At 72.6% G+C, this 18,436-nt stretch carries 7 protein-coding genes; all 7 read right to left on the bottom strand.

From position 1 onward, the window contains the following. Positions 1-44: 44 nt before the first annotated feature. The 7 genes from ACFWXQ_RS06300 to ACFWXQ_RS06270 are packed head-to-tail and all read right to left on the bottom strand — an operon-like array spanning position 45 to position 18,436. Entirely contained in the window at positions 45-1,907 is a 1,863-nt protein-coding gene (locus ACFWXQ_RS06300; RefSeq protein WP_386267677.1) for a hypothetical protein, read from the bottom strand. Then, entirely contained in the window at positions 1,900-7,185 is a 5,286-nt protein-coding gene (locus ACFWXQ_RS06295) for a hypothetical protein (RefSeq protein ID WP_386267675.1), read from the bottom strand. Before ACFWXQ_RS06295 ends, ACFWXQ_RS06300 begins: the two co-directional genes overlap by 8 nt. After that, positions 7,182-10,472: a hypothetical protein gene (locus ACFWXQ_RS06290; RefSeq protein WP_386267673.1), complete on the bottom strand. Its 3,291-nt coding sequence runs from the start codon at positions 10,470-10,472 to the stop codon at positions 7,182-7,184. Before ACFWXQ_RS06290 ends, ACFWXQ_RS06295 begins: the two co-directional genes overlap by 4 nt. Further along, on the bottom strand, positions 10,469-11,668 hold the full coding sequence (locus tag ACFWXQ_RS06285; protein ID WP_386267671.1) for a Kelch repeat-containing protein: 1,200 nt from the start codon (positions 11,666-11,668) through the stop codon (positions 10,469-10,471). The genes ACFWXQ_RS06290 and ACFWXQ_RS06285 overlap by 4 nt, the downstream gene beginning before the upstream one ends. Next, positions 11,665-11,817 carry a hypothetical protein gene (locus ACFWXQ_RS06280; protein WP_383957387.1) on the bottom strand — a complete coding sequence of 51 codons (153 nt, stop codon included), beginning with the start codon at positions 11,815-11,817 and terminating at the stop codon, positions 11,665-11,667. Before ACFWXQ_RS06280 ends, ACFWXQ_RS06285 begins: the two co-directional genes overlap by 4 nt. After that, complete coding sequence (locus ACFWXQ_RS06275; protein ID WP_386267669.1) at positions 11,814-16,430, bottom strand: DUF6603 domain-containing protein; 4,617 nt, start codon at positions 16,428-16,430, stop codon at positions 11,814-11,816. Before ACFWXQ_RS06275 ends, ACFWXQ_RS06280 begins: the two co-directional genes overlap by 4 nt. Then, positions 16,421-18,436 carry a S8 family serine peptidase gene (locus ACFWXQ_RS06270; protein ID WP_386267667.1) on the bottom strand — a complete coding sequence of 672 codons (2,016 nt, stop codon included), beginning with the start codon at positions 18,434-18,436 and terminating at the stop codon, positions 16,421-16,423. Before ACFWXQ_RS06270 ends, ACFWXQ_RS06275 begins: the two co-directional genes overlap by 10 nt.

Raw genomic sequence — 18,436 nt, 5'->3', positions numbered from 1 at the left:
CGTGATCGGCCGAATGCCGTCACGGGCCGACGACCATGGTCCTGTCAACCGCCCGGCTCGGCAGTGGGAGCGAGGAGGTCGAAGGACAGGCCGCTGGAGCGTTCGCCGCGGCCGGTGGTGCGGTGGACGCTGAGCCAGAGCACCACGCGGCCTGTCCTGGTCCGGGTCCGGTTGTAGGCGACGGTGAGGCGGGTGCCGGAGCGCGGTACCTCCTCCTCGTTGACGAAGTACGGGCATCCTGCGTCCAGGCCCTCCCTCAGCAGGGTGGTGCGGGGGCGGACAGGCGTGGCGTCGACCTCGCTCGGCATGGCGGCGCGCTGCAACTGGACGGAGCGGTTGTCACCGGGGACGTGTACCGGGATGAAGGGGATCCAGTTCTCCGGGACGGAACTCATCACCTGGTACGCGACGGACGCGTGGGGGTCGTCCGGGGCGGCCGGGGGATGCAGCCGGCGGCGGAAGGCCAGTGTCTCGGCCGCGGCCTCGTCACCGCTTCGGCCCTCGCCGGTCGCCTGTCGCACCGTCTGCTCGACTCCCCAGACCAGGTTCGCGCTCTCGTCGCGTACCAGCACGACGTCCTCCAGTGCCGGGCCGGTCGCGACCTTCGGCGTACCGGGCGGCAGCAACAGACCGGCGTTGTCGGCCGGTTCGTCACCGTGGGAACCGAGGGAGTTGAGGGTGTACATCGACCAGTGTTGGCGGTTCTGCCCGGCGCCGCTGTCGGCGGGGGTGATCCAGCGGCGCTGCCCGAAGACGTCGGTCACCGCGAGGCCCTGGATCGAGGCGAGGGTACCGGCCGGCAGGTCGCAGGGGAGCTGGTACCAGTCGTTGCTGTAGACGAGGGCGAACTCCAGGAAGATCAGCCGGGCCAGGTCGGTGCTGTCCGGGGTGACCGCCGCGAAGTTCGTACGGCCGTCCTCGACCGCCCACCACCGGGGCAGCGGCATGCCGGAGAAGCGGACCGGCGCGGGGAAGACCGTGCGGTTGATCGGCGCGGGCGCCGGGGCCGTGCCGCCGAGGGAGCCGCCGGGAGTGACCGAGAACGCATGCCAGTCCAGCTCGCCGCCGGGGTATTCCGGAGCGGTGAGCACCCGCTCGCCCCCGGCCGGCACGGCGGCGGACACCGAGAAGCGGTGCTCCAGGCGTCGCGGGTCCCAGGTCGAGTCGCCCTCCGGGCGTTGCGGGGTGGCACCGGACGGCTGGTCGATCAGGTCGTCGAACCAGCCGGTCAGCCGGGGGCCGAGCGCGTTCAATTCGTTGCGCTGCCCGCGCGCGTCGATGCCGTCGGCCGCGCGACCACCGGCTTTGAGGTGCAGGTAGAGCAGATATCCGTCCAGCCGTCGGCCGGCGACCGCCTGGGTGGCGGCCCACACCTCGGGATGCGCGACGCGTGCGGAGGCCGCCGGATCCGCGGGGTCGGGCAGCGCTATCGGGTACAACTCGACGTACCGTTCGCCGAAGCGCCGCGACCGCAGCTCGGACGACCGGGCCAGCAGCTTCTGCCAGCGTCGGCCCAGCGCCAGCCGGAGATCGAACGAGATCGGCTCGGCGCCGAACGCGAACGGCAGCGGCCGCCGTTCCGCGACCGCCTCCAACGGCCGGTCGGGCGGCAGCGGTCCGGAGGGCCCGGGCACCTCGTCCGGGCCGGTGTCGGACCGGAACCGGCCCGGCGGGCTCGCGGTGACCGAATACCTCGCGGTCACCGGCGACCCGCCGTCCGTGCCGCGGAACTCGCCGAGCTGCCACTGCCGGGCCAGCATCCACAGCGGGTCGCGTACCTCCACCCGCAGCGCGCGGCCGAAGTCGGTGGTGCGCGGGCGGCCCTCCAGCCTGTTCCACACCCCGACCGTCGGATGGTCGCGCCGGCTCATCGCGCCGGGAAGATCCTCGATGCGGGTCTCAGTCATGGTCTGCCTTCCAGCGCTCGTTGGCGACAGCGAGATCGGTGCTGATCGTGATCGGCCGCCGGGTCGCCGACATCAGCGTCGCCGGCAGCAGTTGCGCGTATCCGCTGCCGTCCAGCTGGTGCGGTTCCACGAGCCGGGTCCGCGCCAGGTCGAAGGTCTCGTTGACCGCGGCCAGCAGGTCGTCGACGTTCCAGGTGCCGGTCCGTACGGGCGGGCTGACCAGGAGCATCGCCTGCGGAGGTTCGGAGTCCGGGCTGTCGGCGTGCACCGCGATCCCGGTGGTCTCGCGGTCCGCCGGGATCACCTCGGTCCACTCGTCGAACAGCACACCGCACTGCGGGTCGTTCCCCGACGACGGCTGGTCCGCGTAGTGCGCGGTGAACAGCAGCCGGTCCTCGGTGATCTTGGTTCCCGGGGCGAACTCCATGCCCAGCCAGTGGTCGTCGGCGTGGTACGGCAGCTGGACGGGCACCAGTTGCGGATCGTCACCGTCGGGCCCGCCGTCGAGCAGCCCGTCGCGGCCCCGGAGTGCGTCGGCGAGCAGCACGGCGCGCTCCCACAGCCGGGGCATGTCGCGCACCCGGGCGATCCCGTGCAGCCAGTCGTCGACCGGGAAGTCCCGCGCCACTGGCGGCCGGGTGAGGTGCCCGACCAGTGCCTCGCGGTCGCGGAAGGCCCTGCGCAGGTCGGAGGCGAGAGCGGCGGAGGGCGTGTACTCGGGTACGACGAGAACGTCGGCGCCGAGCATCGCCCGCAGCGCCTCGGTCCCGGACCGGACCTGGTCCGGTCCGGGGGCGGCCCTGTCGTGGTCGGCCAGCGCGGCGGCGCCTGCGGCCAGCCGGCCGGTGATCTCGCTGCGCAGCGCACCGGCCCGGTCCAGCAGCTCCCGGCCGAACGCGACGACCCGGTCCTGGGGGTCGGTCAGATCCAGCCCGACCGGGTCGATGTCGGTGAGCGGAAGCAGGCGGGAGACCTCGTCCAGCAGGCCGCTGAGCGACCTCTCCTTCGTCCGGGCCTGTTTCCGTAGGTTTTCCAGACGGCGTGCGAAGCCGCGCCGCTTGGACTGCAGTTCCGACAGGAACCTGGACGGCGGATCCGGCGGCACGGCGACCGGCGTGGTGGTCAGCAGCCGTTCCGCCTGCCGCAGAATCCGGTACCGCTCGGCGTTCGGGGTGGACCGGGGCAGTGCGTCGTACCGCGCCAGGATCGCGTCGGCGTCGGCGAGCGCCCGCGCCAGCCGGTCTGCGGTGGCCGCCACGGCAGTGAGTACGCCGGCGTAGACGCCTCGGCGCCAAGCGGCCAGTTCGCCCCATCCGCTGAGGACCATGCCGAAGCCCGCCGCGGTGGAGACCAGCCCGGCGTACCGGCCGAGGAACGTGTCGATGCGGTCCAGTACGTCGCCCCGGCGCGGTGGCGCGGGCGCGGCGGGGTACAGCCGGCGCAGGTCCTCCAGGTAGTCGTCCACGTCCTCCGCCAGGTCCACCAGCGAGGAGCGGACTGTGGCGGGCCGCTCCCGGGGCAGCGACACGGCGTCGTCGGCGCTCCGGTCCACCGGGGCGGTGCCGGCGGCCGGCACGAGATCGGTCGGGCGCAGCGGCCGGCCCGTCGTGAGCAGCGTCCGGAGCGCGGCGACCAGAGGGGACAGCTCGAAGAAGGTGATCCTGTCCTTGATCCGCTCGGTGTAACGGATGGTCAACTCGCGGTCCGGACGCGGTCCGTCGTCGTCATCGTCATCGACGACGGCGCCGATGATCCGGTCGTCCAGGTCGGTCATCGCGGCGTCTCCGGCCGACCGCACCGCCCACAGCAGGTCGATCGGCGCCAGGTCGAGGTCGTCCTGGGTGACATCCCGGTGGCGAACGTCGCCGCCGACCGGATCGGTCCAGGTGACCCGCGCGGCCACGGACCGCGGCGACGGCAGCAGGTCCGACAGCCAGTTGTCGACGGCCGGTTCGGCCTGCGCCCGCGGCGGGTCCCCCTGGTCAGGGTGCCGTCCCGCCCGCAACCGCAGGCCGAACCGGTGGGTCAGTGTGGTCCCGCTGCGTGGGGTCTCGACGACGGCGGGCTCGGGCGGCAGACCGTCCTTGGCGTACGCGTCCAGGTTTGCCGAGGCACGCTCGACGTTTCCGGCGAGAGCCTGGTGGGCGGACTCGGCGACGGCGAGGTCGGCGACCGCGTCGTTGTCGTCGAGCAGCCGGGCCGCCTCGGCGGTGACGGCATCGGCCTGCCCCGAGTCGGCGGGAGGCAGCCCGTCGATGTCGAAGGGGTAGACCTGCGACACGTCCTCACGGGTCAGGTGCCGGACCAGGGCGAGCCCGTCGATCACGTTGCGGGCCTCGACCTGCCCGATGTCGTCCGGCCCGCCCTGTGCATCGGTCGCGGTCTGCGCGATCTTCCCGGCCAGCAGTGGAAACCGCAGGCGCAGCGCCGCGATGAACTGGTCCACCTCGGCCTGGCCGTGCCGATCGTGCAGGCCGCGCTCGAACCGGTAGCCGAGCAGTGCGCCGAGCGACTGGCCCTGCCGCAGCCCGTCCAGGATGGTGAGGGCGCCCCTGACCCGCTCCGAGCTGAGGTTCACCGCGAACGCGCCCGGGTTGTCGGGCGTGCGGTTGGCGGCGTAACCGGCCCGCAGCACGGCCGCGGTCCGGGCATGACCGGGCGACGGCGCGTGTACGAAGCCCTCGTTGCCGGGATCGTGGAGCAGCGGTGAGTTGCCGGCGAAGACCGTCGCGAGCGGACCGGTCAGCGTGACCGGGGCGAGGGTGGCCGTGCTCGGCCGGACGTCCTCCAGCCAGCCGTACGCGCCCAGATGCAGGCCCGGCCGGGCGGTCCCGGTGCCGCCGGGGCCGAACCGCAGCTCGGCGAGCCGCTCGGTGGCCTGGCCCAGACGCCAGGCGTCGAGCCGGTAGGTGGCCAGGTCGAGATGCTCGGCCAGCACCCGTTCCAGCCGGGCCGTCGGCAGACCGGCCAGTTGCTTCAGGGCCTCGACCTGCTCGGCGAGCGCGGTCGTGGCCGTGGCCGGGCCGCCCCCGGTCCCGTGCTGATCGAGGAGCGCCGGGATGAAGTCGACCAGCAGCTGCTCGGGGTCCCCGGTGACGGCCGGGGCGGGGGAGTACAGCAGCCGGAACCGGCTCTCGCTCTCCAGCACCTGGCCGGGCGCCGGGATCCGGACGTGGATGAACGCCGGGTCCGCGGTGGACAGATCGGCCGGACCGGCGCCGCCGGCCGCGGCGACGAGGCCGCGCGCGGTGTCCGCCCAGCCCAGCAGCACGGCGTGACGCAGCAGCAGATACAGCAGTGCGGCCGGCCGTACGTCACCGGTGAAGCCCAGCTCCAGCCGGACCGTGTGCAGGTCGGTGCCGGCCGCGTCGGCCAGCCATCGCAGATAGTTCCGCTCGTCCGGGGTGTAGTCCCGGACCGGGTCGGTCTCCGACAGCGGGCGGTCGTCGACCAGCGGCGCAAGCAGAGGCTGCTGGAAGTCCGTGAACAGCCGCCGCAGCAGGTCCGGATCCCGCCCCGGCCCGGTGGCGGCGCCGAACCGGTCGAGCAGCGCCCGCACCGGCCCGGGCAGATTCAGCCGGTCCAGCGCGGGGAGCACAGTCCCGCCGAGGCCGCCCAGGTTCTCCCGGTTGAACAGGTCCTCGACGCTCTGCGCGTACCGCTGGTGGTACTCGGCCGACGTCGGATGCAGGGCAAGGATGTCCAGCAGCAGCTGGTGCGGATCCGGCGGAGGCTGCTCATCGTCCGCGGGAGCACCCAGACGCGGCACCTGCTCCGCTGCCGCACTCCAGTCCTGGCCGGCGGCGGTCAGCACCCGGTGCAGCGCCCGGCGGTGCGTCGCGGAGGCCGGATAGGCGAGCCGGGAGAACGCGGTCGTCGGCAGGATCCCGTACGGCTGCCGCCCGATCTTCACGGCCGGCAGCGGGCCGCGGCCGGAGACGTAGCGGAGGAAGAAGTCCCGGGTCGCCTCGACGGCGGCCGGGCCGAGGACCGGACGCAGCGCGGTCTGCAGGAAGTATCCCCAAGTGGCGGGCCACAGCGCGGTGTTCGCGGCGCGGGCGTCGCGCTGGTCGGTGCCGTCCGCGTTGGGCATCCCGGCCAGTACGCCCGGGTCGAGGCCGAGCAGTTCGGCGAACCGCTGTCCGTCGGTACGCGTGGTCCAGTCGCCGGTGGCCGCGGCGAAGGCCGACGCGGCCGTGCTCCGCAGGGCCGCGTCGGCCTCCTCCTCGGCGTCCTGCCCGGCCGGAGACTCCTCAGAGTTGTTCGTGGGTGTGCCCTGCGGCAGCAGGCCGAACCCGTCCGGGCTGCGCAACTGCCGGGTGAACAGGGCGGCCAGGTCGGCGCCGGCCTGCTGCGGAGTGGACTGCTCGCGCAGACCGAGCACTATCAGCCGGTCCAGCCCCGCCCGGGTGCGGTCGTCCAGCGGTATCCGCAGCCCCATGCCGACCGCGACGGCCCGGTCGAAGTCGGTCAGCCAGCGCAGTTCGTCCGGTACGTGCAGAGCCCCGGTCTGCTCGTTCACGCTGATCCGGTCGGTGGCGCTCGGATCCGGACTCACCGGCAGCGTGGCCGGCACCGCGGCGCCGATCGCCGACAGCACCTGCTCACCGCCGACATAGCCCAGTACCCGGAAGCGGTCGGGCAGCAGACGGGCCCGGGCCGCCTGCGTCCACGACTCGGGCGCCAGGTCGGCGGTGGCGGGTGGCGGCAGCACCAGGAAGGCGACCGTGACCTTGTCGCTCCGGTTCACCGCGGCGGCGTCCGTCCCGGACGGACGGCGGCCCCGGATGGCCTTCGCCCGGTCGGTGTCCACGGCGGCGAGCAGCGCGTCGTTCGCCTGCCTCAGCCGGCCCCGGTCGCCGTGCGCCCGCCAGACCGCGGTCCAGTACGTGATCGCCGCCTGCCGGTCGCCGGGGGACGGAGCCGCGGTGCTGCGGACGACCAGCACGGTGGTGTCGGGGGTCACCCCGGCCGGTTCCTCGGCCGGGTTGGCCGGAGTACGGGTTTTCAGCAGCCAGGCCGCCCTGCCCGCCGGGACCCGCCCGACCAGTTCCTGCCAGGCGGCCCGGAGGGCGTCCGACCGCCCGCCCGCGGCCCAGCGGGCGGACCAGTACGCGTCCAGCGCGGCCACCTCGGCCTCGGTGGGCCGCGATTCGAACTTGTCGACCTGCCACTCGTCCGGGAACACCCGGACGAGCAACTCGGTCGTGGTGAACCGGGTCTCGATCCGGACCGGGCCGAGCAGCACCGGGAAGTCATCACTGAGCTGGACGGTCATCGCGGCAACATCTCCTGTGCGTGTACGGCCACCAGGACCGGAACCTGAAAGAGGATGTACGCCAGGTCGGCGGAGCCGAGGCCCGCGAACCAGAGCGGCAGGTTCTCGTCCTCGGCGCGCTGTTCCTGCTTCTCCGGGTCGTCCTCGGAGCCGTCGAAGTTCGCCAGCGCGACGGTGACGTCCGGGTCCAGCTCCAGGAACCCCCGCCGGTGCGGGTCGACGTCGTCCCAGGTCAGGTCGTTCCAGACCTCGACATGGGTCGGCGGTCCGTCGTCGACGCCGAATCGCGGGTCGCCGGGGCGTTCCTTGAGCACGAAGAACCAGCCGGCGTCGTCCGGTGCGTGGCCGAGCGCCCGCGCGGCGTCCAGATCGAACCCGAGCAGATAGATGTCCGGCTCGACCTTCGCCTCGTACAGGGGCAGCAGGACCTGCTCCGGTGACGGCGGTCCGTCCTGCGGCAGTTCGACCAGTTCCCGCTGCTGGGTGGGGTCGGGCCGGCCGTCGGGGCCGGGCGGCCACTGCGCCTTGTGCGCGTAGATCGCCGCCGTCGGGTACTTCTTCAGCAGCTCGCCGCGGACGACGAGGACCAGGTCGTCCGGACGCGGGCCGTTCTGGGGCGGGCCGCCGGGCCGCCGGTTGTCGTTGTCGCCGAGTCGTGTGGCCGGTGACCAGAGGTGGATGGGCGGCACATCGTAGCCCCGCTCGCGCCGCTGCTCGGCAGTCTCGCCCGGCGTGGGCAGCGTGGCCGCCGGATCCCAGAACTGCCGGAACGGCGTGCCCCGTTGGTCGGTCGGGTACTCCCGCCAGAGCAGCTCGCGGGCCATCTCGTGGTTGAGCCCGACCAGATAGGACTCGATGAACTCCCGGTTGTTCGCCAGCAGGGTGATGGAGTTCGCCGGGAGCAGGTTCAGGTTCGGCACCAGGGCGTCGACCGAGAGGTCCAGCAGAGGCTGGTACGTCGGCAGGTCGAAGACCGGGTAGGCCATCGCCTCGGTGAACTCGGCGGCGAACGGACGCAGCCGCTCGGGCAGGCTGACCGAGCCGAGCAGCGTCTTGGGAACGGTCTCGTCGGCGCGCAGACCGGTGAGTACCGCGGTGGTGGCGGAGACCACGCCGAGCCTCCGCCGCAACCCTGCCTGTCCGACGGCCGTCCCGGTGTCGAGTCCCTGGTGCAGTTCGCGCAGCGCGGTCTTGAAGCGAGTCGCCTCGGCGCTGTCCGTGCTGCCGGGGTGCGGGGCGACCGGGTCGTCGAGCGCGCGGAGCACGAAGTCGGGGCTGCGCGGAAGGCCCCCGACCGGGTCGCCTCCGGTGTCCCCGCCCGGGTGCAGCACATCTCGCAGGCGCGCGGGGGTGACCAGCGCCCCCGGGGCCGCCTTGGCCACTGCGGCGGTGACCGGGTCGGTCGCCGCGTCCATCCGCGCCAGCAGTGCCGACGGCGGCCGGTCCTCGGGGAATCGCAGGGACCGCATGAGTCGCGCTCCTGGCCGGGTGATCCGCCGCATCGCCGGCGACACCGGCGCGGCCGCGACCTGGCTGGCCGCCACCCGGAACCCGACCGCGACCTTCGAGGCGGGGTCCGCGGACAGCCCGGCCGCGAGGGTGTCGGGTTCGTCGGCCGTGGTGGTGGTCAGCCGGGAGTGGGTCGGCGCGGTCAGTGTGAGGGACCGACCGGACGCGGCCACGGGGGCTTCCGCCAGTGCCGCCGGACTGCCGCCCTGTGGCGGGTCGAGGTGTCTGGTCTGCAGCACGTGACCGACTTCCCGGGCGAGCTGAGCGGCGCGGATCCGGCCGTTGGCCACCAGTACGTCGCCGATCTGTGCCCAGGCGGCGGCCATCAGCTCTTCCTCGCGTGCGCGGACGACCTGCGCGCCGAGGTTCGCGGCGACCCGGAACCGCGGGTCCAGGTTGAGCCGGTGGAGCCAGTTGTGATTCGCCGGCGCCGGTATCGGCGTGCCGTCCCGGTTGGTGAGCAGCCGGGAGGTGAGCGCGTGCCAACGCCCGTACAGCGGAGGGGTGATGATCGGATCGGCCCCGCAGTCGCCTGCCGGATCCTCCCGGTCCGAACCTGGGCCCGCAGCCGTCGCCGTGGCGTCGGCGAGCGCCGCCGCCGGCCCGGCCAGGGCGACGGCTGCGTGGGCCTGCGAGGGCGTCCGCTCCTGGTAGTCGTCGGACAGATTGACCAGGTCGGCCAGCGCCTGCTCGAACGGGTGCGGGTACGAAGGCGCCGGCGGCGGTACGTCGAGGAAGTTGTCCCAGTTCTCCGCCGGGTCCACCGGGGCTCCGGGCAACTCCGGCACCTTCAGCGCGCCGCCCAGCGGCAGTACGCCGCCCAGTTCCGGCGGCGTCTCGATCCCGGGCAGGCCGAGGCCGGGCGACCGGTGTACGTCCAGGTCGCGGCGCCCGACGCGGGGGTCCGGCCGCTGCGGCTGGAGCAGCCGGACCAGGAACTCGAAGTCCCCGGTCGTCCCGGTACTGAACGACCAGCGGTGGTAGTAGGGCAACTGCCCTGCTGAGGGCCGGTTCGGATAGGGCGGTCCCCAGCTGGAGTACAGGGCGCCGGGCGACACCCCCGGGTCCAGGCCGAGCCCCGCCAGCCGCCCGGTCTCGAACGCCGGTACCAGGAACGCCTCGTACGCGGTGTCCGGTCGCAGCCGCCGCGGGCAGATCAGCCGCGAGCAGGCGTTGTCCGCGTTCGTCCGCAGCACCTCGCCCAGCGCGGCCAGCGCGGCGACCGTACTGTCCGAGGCGACCGGGTTGTCCAGCGACCCGTTGACGTGGACGTGCGCCCAGGCGCCGAGCTGCTCCGGGGGCGGCAGCGTGTCCGCCGGGTCCGCCACGGTGATGGCCGGCAGCGGGCCGCCGCCCGCGGCTTCGCCGAACTCAGCCTGGCCACCGCCCGGGTCGGGGCCGGCGGAGAGCACGATCAGCGCCAGCCAGGGAGCCAGTCGCTTGGTGCCGCTGCCGGACGCCGCCGGGCTGTAGCGCCAGAGGAAGTCCTCGTCGGAGAACTCGATATGGGCCAGGTAGTTCGGCTCCACGTTGGTGACGCCCGGCCGTGGCTCGGTCCGCGAGATCGCCCGCGGATCCACCCCGACGACGTCCCCAGGACCGTACAACTGGACCTCACGTGACACGTCCTGGACGAGCGTGCCGCGAGCGAGGGCGTCCCCGGTCACCCTGAGCGTGACGGGGACACTGGCGCGTTCGGCGGTCCCGGGGTCGTCGGTGATCCGGGTGGCGATGCCGGTCCGCAGCCAGGGCAGGAAGGAGTAGGCATTCGCGGTCATGACCGACTCCCGGCGGCAACGGGGACCGTCTCGTCGTCGATGGCGAACAGCTCGGTGGCCGCGGTCAGTTCGGTGACGGCGGGGTCGGCGGCGGCCAGCCCGGAGCGGGCCGCGCCGCCGGTGACCAGCACCCGGCGGTCGGGCAGGGCGACGGCGGCGAACGCCCACCGGCCGGACGCCAGGCCCGCGGCAGGCGCCCAGACATCGGCGTCGTCCTGGTCGGTGGTGTGGAGTGCCGCGCTGCGGTACCCGGCCTCGTCCCGGTCGCTCGCCGCCCCGCCGGCCACCAGCACCTGTCCGGGTCCGGTCCGCACCGCCCGGTGGAAGGCCCGCCCCGAGGGCATCTCCGTCACCGCCGTCCAGACACCGGTGGCCAGGTCGTACCGCTCCGCGCTCCGCTGACTGAACGGATCGTAGGGACCCGCGCCGGGCGATCCCGGCGCGGTGCCTCCGGTGACCAGCACGGTGCTGTCGGAGACCCGGGTGGCCTGGTGACGGTGGCGGGCCCGGAGCAGGCTGCCGGTCGGCGCCCACCGGTCCTGCGGGTCGTACAACTCGCAGAAGGCGAGCGCGGGGTCGTCGGCGGTTCCGACCGGAGCGACGCCGCCGACCACCAGCACAACGCCCCCCTCCAGCGGCACCGCGGTGTGTCCGGTCCGGGCGTCGGTCATGTCCTTGGCCGGGGACCACCTGCCGTTCGACGGGTCGTACCGTTCCGCCGAGCGCAGCGCGGTCGTCGTCCGGCCGGAGCGGACGGTGCTGCCGCCGGCGACCAGCACCGAACCGTCCGGCAGCAGCGCGGCGCTGTGGCCCCACCGGGGTGTGGTCAGGCTGCCGGTCGCGGTCCAGGCGTGTGTCTGCGGGTCGTACAGCTCGGCCGACGCGAGGCCGGTCCCGGACGCCGACGAGCCGCCCAGGCCGCCGACGACGAGCACTTTGCCGTTGGCGAGCCGGGTGATCGTGTGCAGCTGCCGGGGTGTGCCGAGGGTGTCGACCGGCTGCCAGGCGTTGGCCGTCGGGTCGTACACGGCCGTCTTGTCCAGCGCCGCGGAGGCGGCGTCCGCACCGCCGGCGACCAGGACACTGTCGTCGTCGAGCAGTACGGCACCGTCGTGCTGCCCGTACCAGGCGGCGGGCGTGGGCAGGTCGTCGGCGGCCGTCCATGCCCCGGTGGCTGCCACGGTGGGAGTGGTCATGGTGTCGGGTCCTCCGTTGTCACGATGGCCGGCGTGGTCCGGTCGGTCGGGGTTGCCGAGGCGGCCGGGGCCACGGTCGGCGGGGCGAGTGCCGTCGGCAGGGATGTGGTCGACAGGGGCGCGGTCGTGTCGGTGCGGTGCGGGGTCATGGGATGAGCACCTCTCCGGTGTCGGCGGGCTGGACGGCGTCGAGGCTCCCGGCGGCCGCGCCGGCCGCCGCCACACCGCCGGCGACCAGCACCCGGTCGTCGGCCAGTTCGACCGCGCCGAGTGCGGACCGGCCGAGACCGAGGCCGCCGATCGTGGTCCAGGCGTCCTTCGTGGGGCTGTAGCCGACGACGGAGCGGTAGCCGGCCGTGAGTTCCGGCGCTCCGGTGCCGCCGATGGCCAGCACGGTCCCGGACCGGAGCAACAGGTTCCGGTGGTTGCTGCGGCCACCGCCAGGCATGTCCGCCGCCGCAGTCCACACCCCGGTATCGGGGTCATACAGCTCCGCGCCGACCAGGCTGTGCGGATCGTGGGTGCCGTCGGGAGCGACCACCGGATCGCCGCCGGTGACCAGGACCCGGCCGTCGGGCAGCGCCGTCGCCTGATGACCCTTGCGGGCCTGGGCGAGACTGCCCGTCGGCGTCCAGCTGCGTGTGGCCGGGTCGTACAGCTCGCAGTACGCGAGTGCGTGCTGCCGACCGCGCCCGGTGGGCAGCGCACCGCCGACGACCAACACCCGGCCGTCACGCAGGAGTACGGCCTGGTGGCCGGTCCTGGCCTCGGTCATCGGTGCGACAGTGGCCCAGGCCGCGGTCGCCGGGTCGAACAGCTCGGCGGAGGCGAGCGCGCCGTCCTCCTGGCCGGTCCGGACACCGATGCCGCCGGCGACCAGCAGTCGGCCGTCCTTGAGCCGGGTCGCGGAGTGCCCGTACCGGGCCGTTCCCATCGACACCGGAACCGGCGTCCAGGTCCCGGCGGCCGGGTCGAAGACCTCGGCCGAGGCGAGCGGGGCCGTGGCGGTGCGCCCGCCGAGCGCGAGCACCCGGCCGTCGGCGAGCGCGGTCGTGGTGTGCCGCCGCCGACCTGTGGTGAGCGGCGGGCCGGACGACCACGCGTCGGCCGTCGGATCGAACAGCGCGGTCGCGGCGAGCGGCGCACCGGCCGGACCGGTACCGCCGGCGAGCAGGACCCTGCCGTTCGCCAGCGGTATCAGGTCCACTTCGGACGTGGGCACCGGCAGGAGGCCGGCGTCGGACCAGGTACCGGGAACGGCCGGTGACGCGGCGGCCTCCGACGCCGGGATGACGTGCAGTCGGCCGGTGAGCCCGGGATCGGCCTCGACGAAGTCGGCGAGCGCGTCCTGCGCGGTGGTCAGGCTTCGGAAGGTCGCCGCGGCGGCCCGTGACGGCCGCTCCAGCGAACCGGGCGGGAACGCCTGCCGGTTGCTCTTGACGTACGCGACGACGAATCGCTGCTCGGTCACCCGGACCGTATCGGTGGTCGCGAACGGCTGCCGCAGCCGCGCCTGCCGCCGGGACAGCGCGGCGCGGCTGGTGCTGCTGCCGCTCAGCAACCCGTCGAACACGGCGCCGCTGACGTTGTGGAACCGCTTCGGCCCGGTGGCGGCCGCGACGGTGGCGCGCGACTCGGCGGTCCGGTGCCGCGCGGCCGCCGGTGAGGTGGCCGTCCCGCTGTCGATGATGTGCAGCTCGTACCGGGCGCTGCGGCGCACCACCCGGGCCGACGCCAACGTGCCTGAGGAGGCAGTCAGTTCAAGACCCGCGTCCTGTGTCTCGTACGAAGGCCGGGACAGCTTGGCCGCGTCGGACATGGTCTGGAACTGCGCCATCGCGAACCTGTCGCCGGTGTCGGACACGCGCTCCAGCCCGCTGTCCGGCACCGGTGCGACGCCGAACCGCCGTCCGTCGCTCGCCCGTTGACCGCCGATACGGTCCAGCCGGACGTTCAGCGGCAGCGCCCGCTGCCGGACGAACAGCGTCCCGAGCGGGTGCAGCACCAGGTCGTCGGTGTCCGGCAGTTGCCGGAGAGTGACCAGTGCCCGGTTGCCTCCCGACGGCAACCGGGTCTCCCAGCCCTCGGTCTTGCGGATCTCGGCCGCCAGCAGGGGCAGCACGGCGACAGGCGGCAGCGTGGTGTCGCGCTCCTCGCCCCAGGTGATGTCGAAGTTCGCGGAGACCGAGAAGAACAGGAACCCGATCGAACCCCGTCCGTGCGCCCGCCACGGCGCCGGGCCCTCCAGCCGGAAGTCCAGGTCGATGCCGAACGCGCCGACCCCGAACGCCTTCAGCGTGACATCGGCGGAGATGTGGATGGCGAACCGGAACGGTGAGAACTGGAACAGCGCGTCGAACCCGAGATGTCCCTCGACGCCGAAGGCGCTGAAGCCGAGCTTCAGTTCGGCCTTGGCCCCGAACTGGACGGTGTTGCTGGTGATGGCGAAGTAGCCGCTCACCCGGATGAGTTGGTTGCGCCGGTTCAGCAGGTCCACCGACAGCCGGTCCGGGATCGGGAACGGCAGCGGCGGCGGCCGGTACGCAGGATGGAACCCGCCGACGGTGACGACCAGGTCGGGGTTGTCGCCCCAGGCCACCAGCACGCCCATGCCACCGTCGACAGTCATGGTCAGAATGCGCGACTCAAACAACTGCGCGAAGAACCACAGCCGTGACTTGTCCAGTTCCAGCGCGCCGACGAACTGGGCCTGGACGACCAGCAGCGCCTGGTCCGCGGTGGGCAGCGCGGCCCGCAGCACACCGAGGACTGCGATGTTGCCGGGGATCTCGATGATCACACCCAGCGAGATGCTCACCAGGGTCGGCGTGCCCCAGCCGATCTTCGCCATCGGGCCGATGAGGAACGTGCCCTGCTCCGGCGGGAAGAACCGGTTGAGGTCCGACAGGATCCGTGGCGCGTTCGCGATCACGTCCCGGGGGAACGCCACGGATTCGATGGACCCGGTCCGTACGCCCTCGACCAGCGCCTGCAGATTCATTCCGCGGTTCAGTCCGATGAGACCGCCGACCGCGAGCAGGGTGAAGCCGTACCCCAACTGGATCCCGCTGCCGAACTCGCCGGTCAGCACGATCAGCAGTGAGAAGCCGCGCGAGCCGTCCGGCTGCCGTGTCGTGATCAGCCCGATGGCTTTGAGCGCCAGGAAGTCCGCGAACTCCAGCTCCAGCGCTCCCGAGTACTCTCCCCGGTCGGGGTGGAACGACAGGACCCCGCCACCCGAGATCCCGCCCGCGTCGATCGACAGGCCCGCCCCCGAGGGGGGCTTGAACCCGAGAGAGAAGTCGGCGAGTCCCAAACTGCCGCCGCTGTCCGGTTGCGACATCCGCAGCACGGCACCGGTCCGTTCGACCGCCACGAAGACCGGGCCGAGCCGGGCGTCGACCGAACCTGACGCTTCGAGTGCGACGTCCCCACCGGCCAGCGACAGAGCGAGGTGCAGGCTGGTGACGGTCACCGGACCGACGCCGAGATCGACCGGAATGTCTACCTCCGCCCCGGCGGCTCCCTTGAAGCGCAGCCCGGTGGCGGACGACCACACCAGCGCGAGGTCGACGTCCAGCTCGATCGAGCCGGCGGGCAGAATCGTGCTGAGGAACCCGTCCGCGTCGGCCAGGTTCAGGACGACCTTGCCGCCCTCGATGGCCGCTTCCACCACGAGTTCGCCGTCCGCGCGTTGCTCGGCGGCGTTCCATTCGAGGTCGGCGCCCGCCGTCGCGCGCAGCAGCCGCGCCTCGATCCGCGAGCCGCCGGCCGTGCCCAGCACGAGGATCGGCGGAGTCCCGGCGGCGTACGGGGCCTGGAAACCGAACCGCACGCCACCCCGGACTTCGGCCGACGGCGGGACGACCCGGAGATCGGCGGGCGGCAGCAGTTCGACCATGGCCTTCTCCGCCAGGGCCGCGTCGGACGTCACGGTAAGTGCCACGGTGTCGCCGATCGGCAGAACCAGGTCCAGTCCCTCGGTGGCCGCCAGACGCAGCAGAGCCTGGACGCCGGGCACCGGGTCGTCGGTGACGCCGAGGTCGACCGCTGCGACGCGCAGGAACGGCGGTGGCCCGGTTTGAACGAACGCGAAGTTCGTGACCGCGCCGAGGAAGATCGCCAACCGGCGCAGCAGCAGATCCCAGTCGAACTCGGGCGTGCCCCAGCGATAGAGCTGCGAGAGGACATCGACCGGGTCGTAGAGCAGCGCGTTCAGCCGGTCGAACCGCAGGACGCGGCGCACATGCGCGGGCGCCGCCGGCGTCGCGGCCTGGGGAGTCGACTCAAGGACACCGAGCAGTTCCAGTGAATACGCGGCCATCGGCTTCTGGTCTTCGAGGTAGGTCACCAGCGCGAAGCCGAGCAACCGCTGCCCCACCTCCGCGGCGAACGCCTCGACTTCGGCCTGCCGTGGTCCGGCCGTCCGCGCCGCCGCACTGACCGCCGTGGACACGACGGCGATCGCCGTCGTGACGGACTTGATGATCTGTGCCGTGGCCGCCACCGCCGCCGCGATCCGGGCTGTGTCACGGGAGTCGATCGCCGCGGCCAGGTCCGTCACCACGCGCGGCAGCGCGCTCAGCGCGGTCACGGTGTCCCCGATCGAGGTCTGCACGGCTTGCGCGCCCAGGACCACGTCGGGTGCGGGCAGCCCGATTTCGGCGAACAACAGCGGAATCTCACCGCCACGTAAGCGTTGTTCGAGCGGCGCGAACGCCCGCCCCACCTCAAGCATCAGCGATTCGACGGTCAGTGCCATTCTTTCGCTCCCGGTTCGACGGTCGGGGTGGCCCGTAGCGGAGTCGTTGACTTCAAAGCCCCGGACGTGACGAGCGCGTAACCCTGCTGACCGAAGACGACGGTCCCCTCGACCGTGATCTTCCACTTGCCGACCGGCGGATGCTCGACGATGACCATGTGCACGTTGTTGCGGAGATCCGGTGCGCCCGGCGGGCCGGACCCGACCGGCCTGGAAAATCCGGTGGGAAAGTTGATGTCGTTGCCGACGTAGGCGATTCCCCCGGGGCCCTCGGCCTCCAGCCTGAGGAGATGCCGCGCCGGCAGGGTGTGCAGGGTCTCGGCGGGTGGAACGTCCGTCCACACCAGCGTGATCTTGAGCTGTTCGGTGTTGCTGTCGACGTCGATTTTGTGCGTGCGCCGTTGCCTGAGCTCCAGGCCGGCGCTGTGCCGGACGTCGTGCACGTCCACCCGGCGGCGAGCGCCGTCGAAGAAGAGGGTGCGATCGAGCTGGATGAGTCCCCAGCCCTCCGTGGGGCTCGGGTTCCCGGGACGACCGGTCATGTCGACGGTCGAGTTGAGCAGCACCGCCCGGATCAGCGCACCGGTCGGCCGCAGGCCGCGGTCCGGCCGCTTCTTGCCGGTGGGGTACCACCCCTCCGTGAAGTACTGGCGTACGAGCGCGGCTGCGGCTGTGGCGTTCGGTGCGGCCCAACTCGTGGCGTCCGCTGCGAACACCTGTGGCTCGCCGGTCAGACAGTAGGGTGCGGACGGCGATGCGGGGTTCACCAGCGCCGAGCCGATGCCACCACCGACGGCCATGATCTCGGGCTTGCGGCGCTTGTCGGGGCTCGTCGGCCCGGGAAGCCCGTCGCCGTCGCTCATCTGGAGGGGAAAGGCCTTGGCCGCCGCGACGCACAGCACGTTCTTGGCGATCCCGGGTGGTGTGTTGTCCTTCTCGTGGAATCCGGCACCAGCGGCGATGACCACGTGTTCCTCGTTGTGGAAGCTGAAATCGTCCGCGTCTCGCGCCGTCTTGTCGTAGCTGGTGATGTCGGCGAGTCCCCAGCTGTTGTTGTGGATGGTGGCGCCCTTGGCCTTCGCGTCCTCAAGCATCTTCAGGAGGTGGTTGTCACGGGTGCGGACGACGAGCTTCGCCGCGAACGCCCCGCCCCGGTGTTGGTGGGTTCCCGGGTTCGCTCGGTCGTCGCCGGCCGCGATGCCTGCGACGAACATGGCGTGCTCGTTCACCTTGGTGTCGTTCCTCTTGGTGAGCGAGAGGATCTTGCGGTGGCGGGGGCCGGGGACGTTCGGCTCGTCGGCGAAGAAGCAGTGGTTCAGGTCGATCGTTCCGTCCTGCTCGATGATGCCGATCACCTGGCCCTCGCCGTGCAGGCCCTTGTCCCAGATCGTGCCGCCGTGCACGCCGGGCGCACCCGACTGGATCGTCTGTGCCGCCTTCACGCTGAAATTCACGGCATCCGGATCGGGCTCCACCCAGACGACTTCGTCGATGGCCGCGATCAGGGGGAGAGCCGCACGGTCGTCGAGAGCGAACTCCGCGAAGAGGTGGCTGCCGACCGGGCGGTCGTCGATCAGCTGGACGTCCCGGGCGCCGGCCGCGCCCAGTGTCGATCGCACGGTGTCGGCGTCCGCGTCGTCGAACATGGTCGTGATGAGCCGAAGCGGTGTGCCGGTGGCGGGAATCCACGGCGCGAGTTTCAGCGCCGGATCGAGTGCGGCGCACGACCGCACGAGGAAGTCGGCACGCAGCCTGCCGACGGTCGCGTCGTCGAGGCGCTCCAGGAAGGCCAGGTTCGGGATGAACCGATCGAGGACCAGACCGTACGCGGCTTTCACCCGAGCGACGTCGGGTTCGGTCAGCAAGGCGGTGAACTGGACGATGGTCGCCCTCTTCGCCGACGCGAGCCCCGCGTCCGGTACAGGTAACTCGATGGGGTCGAACGGCTCGTCGCCGATCATGAGGCGGAAGTCCGGTGACTGGGGCGCGGTGCCGGGTGCGTTCAT

Source organism: Streptomyces sp. NPDC058697 (assembly GCF_042715345.1).
In the GTDB taxonomy this organism is placed as follows: Bacteria; Actinomycetota; Actinomycetes; order Streptomycetales; family Streptomycetaceae; genus Streptomyces; species Streptomyces liliifuscus.
Note: the sequence above shows the minus strand (reverse complement) of the source record. Positions and strands in the feature narration are given on the sequence as shown.

Coding starts and splice junctions, on each gene's coding strand:
- ACFWXQ_RS06270 (WP_386267667.1), bottom strand. CDS start 18,436: ATGAACGCACCCGGCACCGCGCCCCAGTCACCGGACTTCCGCCTCATG.
- ACFWXQ_RS06295 (WP_386267675.1), bottom strand. CDS start 7,185: ATGACCGTCCAGCTCAGTGATGACTTCCCGGTGCTGCTCGGCCCGGTC.
- ACFWXQ_RS06280 (WP_383957387.1), bottom strand. CDS start 11,817: ATGACCCCGCACCGCACCGACACGACCGCGCCCCTGTCGACCACATCC.
- ACFWXQ_RS06300 (WP_386267677.1), bottom strand. CDS start 1,907: ATGACTGAGACCCGCATCGAGGATCTTCCCGGCGCGATGAGCCGGCGC.
- ACFWXQ_RS06275 (WP_386267669.1), bottom strand. CDS start 16,430: ATGGCACTGACCGTCGAATCGCTGATGCTTGAGGTGGGGCGGGCGTTC.
- ACFWXQ_RS06290 (WP_386267673.1), bottom strand. CDS start 10,472: ATGACCGCGAATGCCTACTCCTTCCTGCCCTGGCTGCGGACCGGCATC.
- ACFWXQ_RS06285 (WP_386267671.1), bottom strand. CDS start 11,668: ATGACCACTCCCACCGTGGCAGCCACCGGGGCATGGACGGCCGCCGAC.